At 37.2% G+C, this 16248-nt stretch carries 9 protein-coding genes, 1 tRNA gene and 1 pseudogene; 6 read left to right on the forward strand and 5 right to left on the reverse strand.

From position 1 onward, the window contains the following. The first annotated feature begins 202 nt into the window (after window positions 1-202). From secD to PVV69_RS02245, 4 genes are all read left to right on the forward strand, one after another. Window positions 203-2716: a protein translocase subunit SecD gene (secD, locus tag PVV69_RS02230; RefSeq protein WP_273756289.1), complete on the forward strand. Its 2514-nt coding sequence runs from the start codon at window positions 203-205 to the stop codon at window positions 2714-2716. Window positions 2717-2814: 98 nt separating this feature from the next. Then, a complete protein-coding gene (gene ybaL / locus PVV69_RS02235; protein ID WP_273756290.1) occupies window positions 2815-4578 on the forward strand; it encodes a YbaL family putative K(+) efflux transporter in 1764 nt (587 codons plus the stop codon). A gap of 6 nt (window positions 4579-4584) precedes the next feature. Beyond that, complete coding sequence (locus PVV69_RS02240) at window positions 4585-5538, forward strand: YbhN family protein (protein WP_273756291.1); 954 nt, start codon at window positions 4585-4587, stop codon at window positions 5536-5538. 225 nt (window positions 5539-5763) lie between these two features. Further along, window positions 5764-5904, forward strand: a complete 141-nt coding sequence (locus PVV69_RS02245) for a hypothetical protein (protein ID WP_273756292.1) — start codon at window positions 5764-5766, stop codon at window positions 5902-5904. Window positions 5905-6580: 676 nt separating this feature from the next. Here PVV69_RS02245 and PVV69_RS02250 read toward each other — a convergent pair. Continuing rightward, on the reverse strand, window positions 6581-8134 hold the full coding sequence (locus tag PVV69_RS02250) for a TerC family protein (protein ID WP_273756293.1): 1554 nt from the start codon (window positions 8132-8134) through the stop codon (window positions 6581-6583). Between the two features lie 476 nt (window positions 8135-8610). On the opposite strand from PVV69_RS02250, the gene PVV69_RS02255 reads away from it, so the two are divergent. Beyond that, window positions 8611-8686 (forward strand) — tRNA-Lys (locus PVV69_RS02255). Window positions 8687-8874: 188 nt separating this feature from the next. Here the strand turns inward: PVV69_RS02255 and PVV69_RS02260 are convergent. Beyond that, window positions 8875-9072: pseudogene (locus tag PVV69_RS02260) on the reverse strand (XRE family transcriptional regulator); the annotation flags it as partial. A gap of 1455 nt (window positions 9073-10527) precedes the next feature. Between PVV69_RS02260 and PVV69_RS02265 the strand changes: the two are divergent. Further along, a complete protein-coding gene (locus tag PVV69_RS02265) occupies window positions 10528-11928 on the forward strand; it encodes an amino acid permease (protein WP_273756294.1) in 1401 nt (466 codons plus the stop codon). 100 nt (window positions 11929-12028) lie between these two features. Here PVV69_RS02265 and ilvC read toward each other — a convergent pair whose 3' ends face one another. The 3 genes from ilvC to PVV69_RS02280 all read right to left on the reverse strand — a co-directional run bounded on the left by ilvC (window position 12029) and on the right by PVV69_RS02280 (window position 15962). Then, window positions 12029-13048 (reverse strand): ketol-acid reductoisomerase, encoded by a 1020-nt coding sequence (gene ilvC, locus PVV69_RS02270; RefSeq protein WP_273756295.1) that lies wholly within the window; start codon window positions 13046-13048, stop codon window positions 12029-12031. Between the two features lie 980 nt (window positions 13049-14028). Then, entirely contained in the window at window positions 14029-14763 is a 735-nt protein-coding gene (locus PVV69_RS02275) for a pyridoxine 5'-phosphate synthase (protein ID WP_273755378.1), read from the reverse strand. 77 nt (window positions 14764-14840) lie between these two features. Beyond that, window positions 14841-15962: an ATP-dependent RecD-like DNA helicase gene (locus PVV69_RS02280; protein WP_273756296.1), complete on the reverse strand. Its 1122-nt coding sequence runs from the start codon at window positions 15960-15962 to the stop codon at window positions 14841-14843. Window positions 15963-16248 lie beyond the last annotated feature (286 nt).

A 16248-nucleotide genomic window follows, 5' to 3' on the forward strand; every position in this document is an offset into this window, starting at 1 on the left:
TCAATATTGTTCAAAATATCCTAACATTGAATCCCTTTTTAATAACGAGCGTAATGATTTGCAGACGATTTGAGCATCTTCAAACGCAATATTTTACAAATAAGCGTGCTCCTCCTCTTACTTGAATTATAAAACGATCTTCTTATATCGTTTTTGCCTTTAATTTTAATAACTATTAGATTGCCTATTAGCGGAATATATCATGCGTACACCTGGTTGGTTGACTACTTTTTATTGTTTGATTCTTTTAAGCAGCATTTATGTTGCCTTGCCCAATTTATTTTCGCAAGAACAAGTTAAAAACGCACAATTCTTAACTGACACTCGTGTAACACTTGGTCTTGACCTTCAAGGAGGTTCTTCCCTCCTTCTCGAGGTTGACAGCAAAACGTTAAAGCGTGATCAATTGCACATAGTTTTAAGCAATGTGCGCAACACTCTGCGTGAAAAACAAATCCGTACATCAAGTATTCGTATCATTGAAGATAGTATTGTTGCCCTTCTTGCTGATCCATTACAAACTGACAAAGCACTTTCTGCTTTGCAAACATTGATCACTCCCATACACAGTAGCTTCGGTGCGACAGCCAATGACATAAGTATAAGTACGCAAAATGAAACTATCCGTATCAGATTAACTGAAGCTGGTATAAAAGATCGTATCAACAATGCGATTGAACAAAGTTTAGAAATCATCCGTCGCCGCATAGATCAAGTTGGTGTTACAGAACCCGCCATCCAAAAAGTGGGGACGGATCGTATTATGGTCCAATTACCTGGTTTACAAGACCCAAAGCAATTACGTGATCTTTTAGGCACAACTGCTAAAATGAGTTTTCATCTTGTTCCCTCTCAGGTGGATATAAATAACCCACCTCCAGGTATTTCGATCCTTCCTGGCTATAACGATGAGACACAGCGCTATGCCATTTATGATCAAATCGCCTTAGATGGAAATGTTCTTAAAGATGCCCGTGCAGGTTTCGACCCACAAATACCAGGACGTTCTATTATTTCTTTTACCATGAATTCCGCTGGAGCAAAAATATTTGCCGACATCACACGACAAAATATTAACCGTCCTTTTGCCATCGTTCTAGATAACAAAGTTTTAACCGCTCCTACAATCAATAGTGTCATTCCTAACGGACAAGGCCAAATTACAGGAAACTTTGATCCTAAAGAAGCCTCTACTCTGGCTGCTCTTCTACGCGCAGGTTCCCTACCAGCCCCACTCACCGTAATTGAAGAGAGAACGGTAGGTCCAAATCTTGGTGCTGATGCCATCCAAATGGGGCTTTACACCGGCATAATTGGCTTTATTCTTGTGACAGTTTTTATTCTTCTCCTCTATAGAGTTTGGGGGCTCATTACGAATATAGCACTCGCACTCCACACTATTCTAACCTTTGCTGCGCTAAGTCTTCTCGGTGCGACACTCACATTACCAGGTATTGCTGGTATAATTTTAGGCATCGGTATTGCCGTTGATGCTAATATCCTGATCAACGAGCGTATCCGTGAGGAAAGTCGAAAAGGTGTCAGCGCCTTTGCTGCCTTAGATCGTGGTTTCAAACACGCTTTCGCGACCATTGTTGATGCCAATGTTACAGCAATTATTGCAACTATTTTGCTGTTTTGGTTTGGCACTGGCCCCGTTCGTGGTTTTGCTGTCACAATGCTACTTGGTATCATCATCTCCATGTTCACGAATATCACCATTGTGCGCATCATGATGATTTGGGTCATTCGTAAATGGAAAATTAAGACGTTGCATCTTCGCTCTATTTTCAACATCATTCCACAAAAGACAACTTTCCGTTTCATGAAAGCACGCTTCATTGGTATTGGCGTTTCAATTATTTTATCACTTGCTTCAGTTTTTCTGTTTTTTAAGCCTGGCTTGAATTTCGGAATTGATTTCATTGGTGGTAGTCAAATAAGCATTACCACCCAAACACCAGCAAACTTAGCCACCTTGCGCTCAAAGCTTTCTACTCTTAATCTTGGTGAAATTACCTTGCAAAATATTGATAATGCGAACAGTGTGCTCATTCGCATGCAGAAACAAAGTGGTGGTGAAACACAACAAACTGCTGCCATTGATAAAGTAAAAACAGCAGTACAAACCATCTATCCAGATGCCACATTCGATCAAATAGAGGTTGTTGGTCCTAAAATTTCGGGTGAACTTGCTACAGCTGCTTTTACGGCTGTTATTCTCGCAGCAATTGCCATGACCCTCTATATATGGTTGCGCTTTGAATGGTTCTTTGCAGTTGGTGCAATTGTAACGCTCATTTTAGATACCACCAAAATGATTGGTTTTTTCGCTTTATTTCAATTTGACTTCAATTTAACAGCCATCGCTGCTCTTTTAACAATTGTTGGTTATTCCATAAATGATAAGGTTGTTGTCTATGATCGCATGCGTGAAAATATGCGCCTTTATAAAAACATGCCGTTGCGTGAACTCATTGATCTCTCAATTAACCAAGTTCTTATACGTTGCCTCTTTACCTCAGCTACTACCGTTCTCGCTATGTTGCCTATGGCGATATGGGGGGGAAGCGCTGTCCATAATTTTGCTCTTCCCATGGTTTTTGGAATTATAATTGCAACCTCATCTTCTATCTTTATTGCCGCACCTATCTTACTCCTGCTGGGAAATTGGTGGCGTGAACGGAATAATTGTACAAACACTAACCTCAAATGAAAGTACCATGCTGTTTCTTATGATATTCTCTCTTCCTCTTATAAAAAGTACTATTGTTTCAATTCATTCATTTTTTGATAAAAAGTCGTAAATAATCCATGCTCCATGATACACCATTAATTACAACGATTGTTGCAGGCTTATGTTTAGCATTTCTGCTAGGAATGATTGCTAGTCGCTTGCGTATCTCACCACTGGTAGGATACTTGTTAGCCGGCGTTATTGTAGGACCCAATACAGGCGGTTTTAGAATAGATTCCGTTATTATCAACCAACTGGCTGAAATTGGTGTCATTTTGCTCATGTTTGGTGTTGGACTTCATTTTTCATTAAAAGACCTTTTATCCGTAAGAGCTATTGCTATCCCTGCTGCTATTGCACAAATGGCATTTTCTACTCTTCTAGGATTGTGTCTTGGTCTGATCATGGGATGGGGATTGAGCAGCAGTTTAGTATTCGGTTTAGCTTTATCAATAGCAAGTACTGTTATTATGCTGCGTGCCTTGCAAGAACGCCATCTCATTGAAACAAAAAAAGGACGTATTGCTGTTGGATGGTTAATTATTGAAGATTTGGCGATGGTCCTTATACTTGTTCTCATACCATCATTAGCAAATGTTCTTAGCAATACAAAAAAGGAAGCCTTTGATCCCCTTGTTCAATGGTTAGATTTAGGTATTTGGGGAATTTTTGGTCTTACCATTCTGAAAGTTATTCTCTTTATTGCCCTAATGCTTATTATTGGGCGGCGTTTTATCCCGTGGTTACTAAAAATGAGTGCACAATCAGGATCACGTGAGTTATTTCGGCTTAGTGTCTTTGCTATTGCACTAGGAGTGGCTTTCGCAGCCGCTCATTTATTTGGTGTTTCTCTCTCTCTTGGTGCCTTTTTTGCCGGTATGGTTATGAGTGAATCAGAATTAAGCCATCGTGCAGCAGAAGAATCCTTACCATTGCGAGATGCATTTTCTGTTCTCTTTTTTGTTTCTGTAGGAATGTTATTTGACCCAGGGAAACTCTTGACTCATTTTTTCCCTCTCCTCGCAACATTATTCATTATTATAGTAGGCAAATCTGCTGTTGCCTTCTTCATTGTTAAAGCTTTTCGCTATTCTAATGCAACAGCTTTAACCATCTCTGCAAGCCTTGCCCAAATTGGAGAATTTTCTTTTATTCTTGCAGGTTTAAGTTTGAGTTTAGGACTTTTAAACAACGATGCCCACGATTTAATTCTTGGAGGAGCGATTCTTTCTATTTTGCTCAATCCTCTTGTTTTCATTGCCTGTAACAAAATAAAAAAACGGTTAGAAATTTTTTCTACCAATGTACAAGATACACAAACAATTATTGATATTGATCCGCAAGATCCAGACCAAGAATTATTACCAACAACCTTAAAAACCAACCATATCGTGATTATTGGTTATGGTCGTATTGGTCAATGCGTTGCATTATCTTTAATAGACAAAGGTGAACCTGTAGTGATAGTAGAAGAATCAAAACGCCTAGCTGATCAAGCAATTGCAGACGGCTTCGAGGTCATTTGTGGCAATATCATTCAACAAGAAATAATGAACGCAGCAAATATAAACGACGCATATAAAGTTGTTATTACAATGCGCAGTCCTATTGAAGTGGGAGAATGTATAGTGAATATACGTGATATGAAGAAGGATATTCAGATAATCACGCATGCACTCTCCGATGTAGAAACAACTTATCTCATTGATTTAGGTGCAGATATCGTAGTAACTGACGATGAGGAAATTGCCAATGGTGTGATCGAACATATAACGGGGCAGAGATCTGTCAAGAATATGCACAATCATAAATCAAATTTCATAGAAAACACAAATGGGTAAAGAAGCGTGAAAATAAAGCAATTAATATGGCCGTTTATTGGTATTTTAGCAATGTTGGTATCTATCCGCATTCTTTATATAAAGCTCTCTGCCATTTCTTTTAGTGATGTATTGGAACGCTTAAGCAATTTAGATGCACAACACTGGTTTTTAGCCTGTGCATGCTCTCTCTTAGCTTATGCAGCTCTTGCTGGATATGATCGCATTGCCTTACAGCATCTTGGCCATAAAATTTCTTGGTTTTTTATTGCTATATGTTCTTTTACTACCTATGCTCTGTCACATAATATTGGTGCTTCAGTTTTTTCTGGTGCCGTCGTGCGCTATCGCGCCTATAAAATGAAAGGATTAAACGGAACAGAAATCGCGATACTCGTAGGATTTTGCTCTTTTACCTTTGTGATAGGCACGATTTTACTTTTTGGGATTGTTTTGATTTTGCAACCCGAAATTATTACACTCATTCATGACGGGCTTCCTGAATGGCTTGGAATAACAATTGGTGCAATTCTGCTTGGTTGTATAGCGCTTTATACTTTTGGCAGTTGGCTTCAGTTCAAACCCTTACGCTTGAGCAAAAAAGTTCAACTTTCCTACCCACGATTGAAAATTGTCATTCAACAGCTTCTCATTAGTCCCATAGAGCTTTTAGGAGCAGCAGGAATTATATATGCCGTTCTCCCCTACAACCCGGATATCCATTTTATTTCTGTACTCGGCGTTTTCCTAGCATCTTTTACCATAACCCTTCTCTCCAACGCTCCAGCCGGAGGCATTGGTGTTTTGGAAGCTTTATTCATAACAGGTATGCCAAGTGTAAATCCAACCGATGTTGTTGCGGCACTTATTGTCTTTAGAATGCTTTATTTAATTATACCGCTCATCATTTCATTATTTGTTGTAGCAATTTTTGAAGCCCAGCAATACTGGAAACGTTCTCCTAAAATACCTCCTGAGTAAATAAAAAAATCAATGCTTCTCTTTTTGCCCACGGAAATAAAACTACAATATATTGATCTATAATAACAATTTATTTCTTACAACTTTAATGAGTATCTCGCATATTGTAAAATTCTCTCATTTCAAATCCTTCTAATTGAATAAATTAAAATGACGCACTTACACGTCACAAGCAAGATAAGCATGTGGAAAAAAACGAATAAAAAAATTAAAGAACTTTATTGAATGCTCTCAGCTACCAAAGACTGTAGCAACATCGGGACTGATAAACAGTATGATGGTGCCTGCTTTCTTCTCCATAAGCGTAAAGATGATAGAACACAATGGCTTTATCATTATAGCATCCATGGGGGTATAGTAAAATAAACTAGAAAACCTTGAAAGATGTCTCTTTAAAAGATAATCACAGCCAATTTATCCTCCTATGAAAACACCCCCACTATATCGCCATTTATCTTTTTCTATTAACCCCTGAGACGTCTCTCTTGCCATATTAATTTCATGATACAAAATGTATCATATTTTAATTTCTCTCATAAAAGCATTTATCAAACCATAAAATGATTTCTTTAGAGAAAAATGATCATTTCCATAAGCCTTTAGCGACTTTTAATGTCGAGTTGCCAATGCTGTTTTGTCATGTAACAGGCTCTATAACATTTTTGATGACAGAAGTTTCTATAAAGGATCATACAAAAATCCAAATAAAGATTTCACAAAATTTTCAAAAACTAAAAATGGGGAAATAACGCATATGTAATTATCACTTTTGAGATTAATCGTCATTTTCCCAACAATTCTGCATCATTTTTTAGTCTTTAGCAGATTATCACTCCCTCCCCTTTAGCAAGAAAGCTTTTTTATTCAAACAGAGAAACTCATAAAAATTTAATTTATACATATCCATGCTTTACACTCAAAGAAAACGTCTAAAGACCAATGATACTATAATTGATCCACCAATCTCCCTATGTTTTGCATTCTCTATAAATAAGGCAACTTTTTCCTATCCCTTGCCTATCAAACAAATGCTCTTTTTTGACTATGCGAGCGGAGAAATAAGGATTTTAGATACATTGCGGCGATCCATTTCGATAACTTTAAAGCGCAAACCATCAGCTTCAAAGCTTTCCCCCTCATTTGGCAAATGACCAAACTGCCAAAGCATAAACCCAGCCAGAGTCGTATAACGATCTGCCTCATCAACAAGATTACGCCCAAGATAACCACTTAAACGGCGGATATCGGCATATCCCTCAACAAGAAGGCTTCCATTTTCAAGTTTTTCTGCAATCATAGGTTCTTCATCATCATCAGGGAAATCACCCGCAATGGCTTCAAGAATATCGGTTGGTGTTGCAATCCCTTCAAAAGATCCATGCTCATCGACAATAATTGCAAGCTGAATCGAAGAATGCCGCAATTGCTCCATCAATCGTAAAACGCTCGTATTTTCATGAACAACGAGAGGTTCTCGCATGGACTTTTTCCAATCAATTTTTTTACCCTCAGCTAAATTCAACAGTAGATCTTTTGTCAAAGCAACGCCAACAAATTCATCTACTTTTTCACGAGCAAGAATTAAACGACTATGTTTAACCTGTTGTAATTCTTCACGCATTTCATTCTCATCGCCATTTAAATCCAACCACTCAATCTCATTGCGTGGTGACATAATAGAACGAACAGGACGATCGGCCAAATCAAGAACACCACGAATCATCTCTTTTTCTTCAGGTCGAAACAATTCAGAAGCTGCCGCCTGTTCAGCAATGACATCTACAGTCTCACCAAGATGACCGTCTTTGTTTCCCCCTCCTAAGAGTTTCAACACAGCATCTGCAGTTCGCCCACGTAGATCATTTGTTGTAATCATCTTTTCACGATTACGACGTCCAATTTGATTAAAAGCTTCAATAAGAACAGAAAAACCAATAGCGGCGTACAAATACCCTTTTGGAATATGAAAACCAAATCCTTCAACAATGAGAGTAAAACCAATCATCATCAAAAAGCCAAGACAAAGAATTACAATAGTGGAATGGCGATTAATAAAACGCATCAGAGCGCCAGATCCACACATCATTACTCCCATAGCAATAATAACTGCTATATACATAACAGTTGCCTGTTCTTTTGCAATCATACCTGTTGCAGTAATAATGCTATCTAAAGAAAAAACGGCATCCAGCACCACGATTTGCACAATGACCTGCCAAAAAACCGCATAAGAAACACCTGTTTTTCTTTCATGTGGTACGCCTTCTAACCTTTCATGTAATTCTAGCGTTCCCTTTGCCAGCAAAAAAGCTCCACCACTAATTAAAATAAGGCTATGCCAACTAAAGACAAAAGATGAGAGTGAAAGAATTACTGTATCAAGATTCATCACCCATCCAATAACCGTAAGAAGAAAAATCCGCATAACCAATGCTAAAGTGAGACCTATCAAGCGCGCACGATCACGCAAATGTAGGGGTAATTTTTCAGCTAAAATTGCAATAAAAACAAGATTGTCTATTCCTAAAACAATTTCGAGAAAAACCAACGTGACCAAACCAAACCAGGCATGGGGATCAGTGATCCATTCCATCATAGTTCACCCATTAAAAACATCTTTAAAAGCTTAAAAGCGCACGATTGATAAAACAAATTCATAAGCCTTCATTCGCACAATTGATCAAAAGCATTGAACACAAAAAAATCGCATTCAAAGCAAACAACGGCAAAATATTCCTTAAACATAGAGAGTTATTGATAAAGTTTATAAAACAGAACGCTGGCCTACATTGCTTACAACCACAAGAAAGCTCCTCTGAATTTTTCTCGGGCATTACGCTCGACGATCCTCCAACTACAGTCCCGTATAATAATCAGAACACTTATTCACAGAGCCCCTTATAATGGGTCTATTTTTATCTAAGATCAAGAGGTATAGTATGATATTTTAAACTGTACAACCAATTTAGCGACAAGTTTGATCACTTTCATATAAAAAACAACAAAATTATCTAGACATCCTCCCTTAAGAGCGTTATAGAACCGCACAATTCTCATCTTTTGAGAAGTTATGGGTGATTAGCTCAGTCGGTAGAGCAGCTGACTCTTAATCAGCGGGTCGTGGGTTCGATCCCCTCATCACCCACCATAGCATTTTATATCACAAATAAGTTAGTGACTTATCATATCTTTTTTTAAGGTGAGGGATGCTAAAATAAAAATGAGGGACTAGGATTTTCTAACATGCGTCTACAAAGCGCGTGCTTCGTCGGATGCTTCTAAGTGCTTTGGGGATAAGCCATCTGAAAGTCTTATAAACGCAACGACGGTTTCATGTTACAATGGAGTCAAAGGTTTGATGGTGAAATTCTTACGACAACACATATTGGCTTCTTTTTTAAAGAGAGAAGCCATAGCCTTATCTAAGCTATAAAGCTCTATGACCTTGTCTTCCATGCTAACCGATACTGATTTTCTGCTAATCTCGACAGAAGATAAAAATGTTACAGATATATCTAACTTTTTAGCCATATCTCAACACGCATTACATTTCTTCCCACGTAATGCAAAACCTACTGTCCAACTCCAGCCATAAATATTTTTTTGACTTTATGGATCTTTTTTAAGATACCGAATGCATAAATATAAAAGTTCAGGAATAAGATTTTCAAACCTTGTTCTACAAAATATGCTTTTGACAAATTATTTCTCATATTTCTTTGAGTACAGCTAAATTCCTTTGAGGTAAACTATTTAAAAATCTAACAAGTGCACCAACAGTTTCATGTTTTAATAGATCAAAAACATTGACTATAAAAACTTTTGCTACTCTAAAAAAAATTGTAGTTTGACACTAGATTTATATCAATTGATTTTTTTCAAAGGATTTGGCTTTCTCACCTATTTAAATGTCAAATATTGTTGTTTTTTGTAATTTTACACTCTGCTTTATTTTCTGCTAACAAAATACCTTTGCAAAACAATGCATTGAATGATAAAATTAAGGGGTATTACCTATTCCCATCTAATCCTGTCCTGTTTAGTACAAAAACAAGTGCTAAACTATACTTCGTAATGAAATGAAAGAAGAGAATTTTGCATGTCTCTTGACAAAGTTCTGTTAATTCGAAAAATTCTGCTAAAAAGTTTTTGAGAAAACTATCAAACACTCTAACAGATACCCCCGTAATTTTGCCTCTCAATGCTCAACAAGAACTTGTTACCAAATTATTATGATAAATAACTGTCTTTAACCTTTAAAAGAAGCTTCCTCTTTTGATCAAACCATATAAAAATGAATCTCTTATCATTTATACAAAAGAAAAAATACTACAAATACACTGTATTTCTCTAACAAGCATTTTATATCTTCAATGCGAATCCCTCATGATCTTTTATCGAAGAGTACAAATATCTGAATGGAATTCTTATTCACAATTTAAAAATAATAGGTCCTATAGATTTCTCACTTACCTAGCGCAAAAGAGAAAATTATTCTTCTATTTATGATAGCAAATAAAATGATTATAAAAAGCATTTAAAATTCTCTGCTATCAGTTTTTTAGTAAGATGATAATTATATACTCTATTTAGCTGAAAATAAAACTATTTCTCTGCTACAATATCTAAAACAACTCATTACAGCTTACAGCCCTTAATTATATAGTCAGGATTTACCATAACCCACGAACTGTTTCTTAATAATTATTTGAGACAGACAAAAAGTAGCTGCCATAATAATACCAAGCCTTTTTATCAACCATTTATCATTTATTTTAACTGCCGTCTAAAATGCTGCACTCAAATACCTGTCACGTTGTTTTTAAAATGTACATCTTTGTTATTTCTATACTTTTTTTTCTTTATCCACATCAAAGCAACAAAAAATGTTTTTCCCCTTTACTCCTCATTTATATCATGCTTCGATAAGTAAGATTACTTTTCCAATGTAATTTTGAATCTTAAAAAATTAAAGGGAACCTTCAAAAAATGAATAATACACAAAATTTAGAAGCTGATCCGCATAAAAGACTGCAACGTGGACTAGATAACCGTCACGTACAACTTATAGCCCTCGGTGGTGCTATTGGAACAGGTCTCTTCATGGGATCAGGAAAAACAATCAGTGTAGCAGGCCCTTCCATTATACTCGTTTACGCCATTATTGGTTGTGCACTATACTTTGTCATGCGCGCTATGGGAGAATTGCTGCTTTCTAATCCACAATATCGGTCTCTGGTTGATTTTTCAACCGATATGCTAGGACCAGGAGTTGCTTTTTTTGTTGGCTGGAACTATTGGTTAAGCTGGGTTGTGACTGGAGCTGCAGATATTATTGCTATCATTAACTATATGCATTTCTGGTGGCCAACACTCAATCCATGGATTGTTGTTTTTTCTTGCATTGGCTTCTTTTTAATCCTCAATCTCCTTGCCGTAAAATTTTTCGGTGAACTTGAATTCTGGTTTGGTCTTATCAAAGTCGTAGCAATTTTAGCATTAGTTATTGTTGGATTTTATATGATTGCTACAGGCTTTACGACTCCAAATGGTACTGTTGCTTCTCTTAGTCACGTGTGGAATGGTGGAGATATATTCCCTCGAGGGATTACAGGTTTTTTTGCCGGATTTCAAATTGCCATTTTTTCTTTTGTTGGTATAGAAATTGCCGGCACAACTGCAGCTGAAGTGAAAGAACCTAAAAAAGTTCTCCCTAAAGCAATTAATGCAATACCGGTTCGTATTGTACTCTTTTATATCTTTTCTCTAACTGTGATTATGTCAGTTACACCTTGGGATCAAATTGTTCCAGAAAACAGCCCCTTTGTCTCGATGTTTTGGCTTGCTGGCATTCCAATAGCTGCTGGTTTGGTAAACTTTGTCGTTCTGACTTCGGCTGCCTCTTCAGCAAATAGTGGTATTTTTTCCACCAGTCGCATGATATATGGGCTAGCAACACAAAAAGGTGCACCTCCGATTTTGGGTAAGCTTTCCAGATACCATGTTCCAGCCAATGCCCTCTTCTTTTCTTGCTTATGTATTTTATTAGGATATACAGTTGCATCTTCATCTCCAAGCATCATAAGCGCTTTTACAATTGTGACCTGCATTTCAGCGATTGCATTTCTATTCGTATGGTCTGTCATTTTGATTAGCTATATTGTCTATCGTCGCAATCACCCTCATTTACATACTGAATCCGTCTATAAAATGCCGGGAGGTATTATCGTGTGCTGGATTGTTTTAGTATTTTTTGCTTTCATGCTCTATTTGTTGACATTAGAACCTGATACCCTAACAGCTTTAAAATACAGTACATTCTGGTTTATTTTCCTAGGCATAATGTATTTTTTATTTATAAGAAAAAAAACAGCTCCAAAGAACAAATAAAATTTATACATAAAAAAACATATTAAAAAAGGGTAACTTCGGTTACCCTTTTTGTATATAAAGCATAAAAGCTGTTTACATAATATTCTTATTAAAAACTTCAATTACGCTCTTTATCAACCAAGGCATTAGATTTTATCCAAGGCATCATAGAGCGGAGTTTCTTACCCACTTCTTCAAGTGGGTGGCTATCATTTAAACGCCGCATAGTTTTAAAGTGAGCAGCACCAGCTTTATATTCTTGAATCCAATTTGATGTAAATTTGCCCGTCTGAATATCTTTCAAAATACGCTTCATTTCTACTCTTGTTTCATCGGTTATCACGCGTGGGCCAGACATATATTCTCCCCACTCCGCTGTATTGGAAATTGAATAATTCATATTTGCAATGCCACCTTCATACATAAGATCAACAATCAATTTAACCTCATGTAAACACTCAAAATAAGCCATTTCTGGCGCATAACCTGCTTCTGTTAGTGTTTCATAACCTGCTCGAATAAGCTCAACAAGACCACCACAGAGAACCGCTTGTTCACCAAAAAGGTCCGTTTCGCATTCTTCTTTAAATGTTGTTTCAATCACCCCTGCACGTCCACCACCAAGACCACATGCATAAGACAATGCCACATCATGGGCTTGTCCTGATGCATCCTGTGCAACTGCAATTAAGCAAGGAACACCGCAACCCCGTTGATATTCATTGCGGACAGTATGGCCTGGACCTTTAGGAGCAATCATTACAACATCAACTGTTTTTTTAGGTTCAATGAGGCCAAAATGAATACTCAAGCCATGTGCAAAAGCAATGACCGCACCATCACGTAAATGATCATGAATATGTTCTTTATAAATATCCGCTTGCAATTCATCTGGTGTTGCCATCATAATAAGATCTGCCCATTTTGCAGCCTCAGCAACACTCACAACTTCAAAGCCATCTACGGTAGCCTTTTTAGCTGTCGCCGACCCTGCACGCAAAGCAATTTGCACATTCTGAACACCGGAATCTTTTAAGTTTAAAGCATGTGCACGCCCTTGTGAACCATAACCAACAATGGCTACTTTTTTTCCTTTTATCAAATCAACATTTGCATCACGATCATAATAAACACGCATAAAAATACTTCCTTCTCTCTAACATTTAAACTAAATTTCAGATTATTTTTATTCAATAAAAAGTAAAAAACGACCTTCAGTGCTTCACACACAATAAATAACAGAAACACTGCTTATAATAACAAAGCAATTGGGCAGTCTTTTAAAATTTATACACTGCATAAAAAACTATGGCCCCCAACCTTCCAAGAACCTATCTGGATCCCCAAATAGGCTTCAAATGCTGCTCTACAAAAACGATATATTGTACAAAAAACGCTTCTGAAAAGAAATACATGTAATAAAGTTCTCTTCTTCTGCATCATGAGGCATGTATCCTTAAAACTAAAGATACACCATACGATTTTAACATGAACCAAATCAAAATGGATAGCAAGAAAAATTATAAATAAAGGACACCGTTTTTATATTTTATCCTGAGCACACTATTTTAATTTTTCCTTTCCCATAATCAATAACATTCTTTGTACAGCCGTTAATTTTGGCAGCCCTATTACAGGTAATATCGTGTATTTTTGCTGAATACCTTTTCAATAGAGCAATTACAGCAAAGTATTTATACGATCAATATCTGTACAATTTTATCAAACATTGCTCTTTTTAAAAGGCTCCGAAGCAACCTCTGCTTGATAAGCATGTATGATGATACTCCTCACTGCATAGCGACCATAAATTAAAAAGTTTTTTCTTCTCCAAAAACATTCTCAAAAACGAATAGAAATCTTATGTTTCTCATAAAATCTACTGTTGAGTTCCTGCTCTTTTAAAAGAGGGCGCCAAAGCTACAAAGCTTTGTGGTATTCCGTTCCGAACGAATATAATGAAAATCATTGCCGATTATGTGTAATGAAGCATGGTATTGCTGTTGCTATCATTATACATGCAACAATGTTATTTCACAAAACCTATGCAAAATCATTTTTTTTACAAAAAAACAGAACTGTATAAAAACGCACTATGTCTTATTGTATAGAGAAAAATCACCCCAATAGCCGAATGAAACGTTGAACAGTGTTATGCATTCCATACTCTAACGCATCAGCAATAAGCCCATGCCCAATAGAAACTTCATCAAGCCAAGGAATATGATGAACAAGAGCAGGGAGATTTGTCATTGTCAGATCATGCCCTGCATTAACACCAAGCTTCAGCTCTTGAGCTTTTCTTGCTGCTAAAACAAGCTTATTAAGTTCTTGTTCCTGTTTTGTCTTATCGTTAAATGCTCCCCCATAAGGTCCAGTATAAAATTCCACGCGATCAGCACCAATCTCTTTAGCAATATCAAGACCATCAACAATAGGATCAGCAAACAGTGATACCCGAATTTTTCTTGCTTTCAAGCGTTGAATAATAGGTGCTAAAAATTCTGCATGACGCGCAAAATCCCAACCATGATCAGAAGTTGATTGTGCTGGATCATCAGGTACAAGAGTAATCTGATCAGCATAATTTTCTGCTCTATCCAAAAACGTCTCGCTTGGATAACCTTCAATATTAAATTCAGCACGAGGAAACATGCTGTGAATTAAACCATGTATATCTGGTAGATCAGCAAAACGAATATGTCTTTCATCAGGACGTGGATGAACTGTCAAACCCGCAGCACCAGCTGTAAGTGCTATATGCCCAATATTGTTGACATTTGGCCAAGGAAGATTACGCCGATTGCGCAAAACAGCAATAGCATTAAGATTAACAGAAAGTTTGATTGCCATACACACTCCTCTATTTCTATACTTAAAGACAGAAAAAAGACCCTCAGCCCTATAATTCCAGAAAATAAAATCTTTATCTAGCGAACAATTGTTAAACGCTCTGCCGCACGCGTAATTCCTGTATAGAGCCACCGCGCATACATATCGCGAAATGCAAAACTCTCATCAAACAAAACAACATTATCCCATTGAGATCCTTGTGCTTTATGAACAGTTAATGCATATCCATAATCAAAATCATCATATCTCTTTTTTAACGCCCACGAAATCTCATGATCAGGATTTTCAAACACTGCTTTTAAAAGCTTAATTTTCGCTACCCCACGCTCGCTTTCTTCTGGTTTAATAAGAAGGCTTATACTTGGCTTAACAGTTTCCTTCTGCGAAGTCATCACTTTCCATAAAGAACCATTCAACAAGCCTTTAGGAGGATCATTGCGCAAACAAACAAGCTTATCTCCTGCTTGAGGATAATCTGATGTAAATCCCTTCAGCGCACGCAAACGCTTATTATAAAGATGGCGTGTTCGGTTAATTCCTACCAACACCTGATCAGCTTCCAACACCAATTGTTGATTCACTTCTTTGCGTGTAATAACGCGCGCTGCTCCATAATCACCATAAGTAATATCACGTCCTTCACGCACATCCATAGCCAAACGGACAATCGGATTATCACGTGCTTGCCGATGAATTTCTGAAAGAAGAAAATCCGGCTCACCATTAGAAAAAAAGCCCCCTCCTGAGATAGGAGGCAATTGGCCTGGATCACCCAGAACAAGAATAGGTGTTCGAAAGCTCATTAAATCACGTGCCAATTGTTCGTCCACCATCGAACACTCATCAACAATGATAAGCGCAGCTTGCGCAGCAGCACTTTTCCGATTGAGTGCAAATGTCGGTGCAATAGACTTTTTCCCTGTTACTTCGTCAGAAACTTCTTCTTCTCCACGCGGACAATAGATCAACGAATGAATAGTACAAGCATTGCTTGCACCTTTAGAACGCAAAACCTGTGCCGCTTTTCCTGTAAAAGCAGCAAATTGGACAGAACCATCAACTGTTTCAGCAAAATAGCGCGCAAGTGTCGTCTTGCCTGTCCCCGCATAGCCAAAGAGGCGAAAAAGTGGAGAACGCCCTTCCTTCAACCACGCACCAACAGCCTTCAATGCATTATCCTGTTCCCGTGAAAACTGCATAGCTTACCAACATAAGATTTGCATAAAAAGAGCAGTATTTTGAAAAAAAACGACTATCAAGAAAAACTTTTTTATTAAGAATTGCTGACACACGCCCATCTAACAACTTTCGTAGCACAATTATCAATTATTTACCCATTGCTTTTTCAAGATATTGTAGCAATCTAAATTTTATCTATACATCGATCTTCTTTGTAACACCTTATACTTATCAAATAAAATATCATTTTTTACAACAGTAACACCAACAATGGAATATGCATATCTTAAATTTAAAATAACACCT

This window comes from Bartonella sp. MM73XJBT, from assembly GCF_028618465.1.
Classification (GTDB): domain Bacteria; phylum Pseudomonadota; class Alphaproteobacteria; order Rhizobiales; family Rhizobiaceae; genus Bartonella.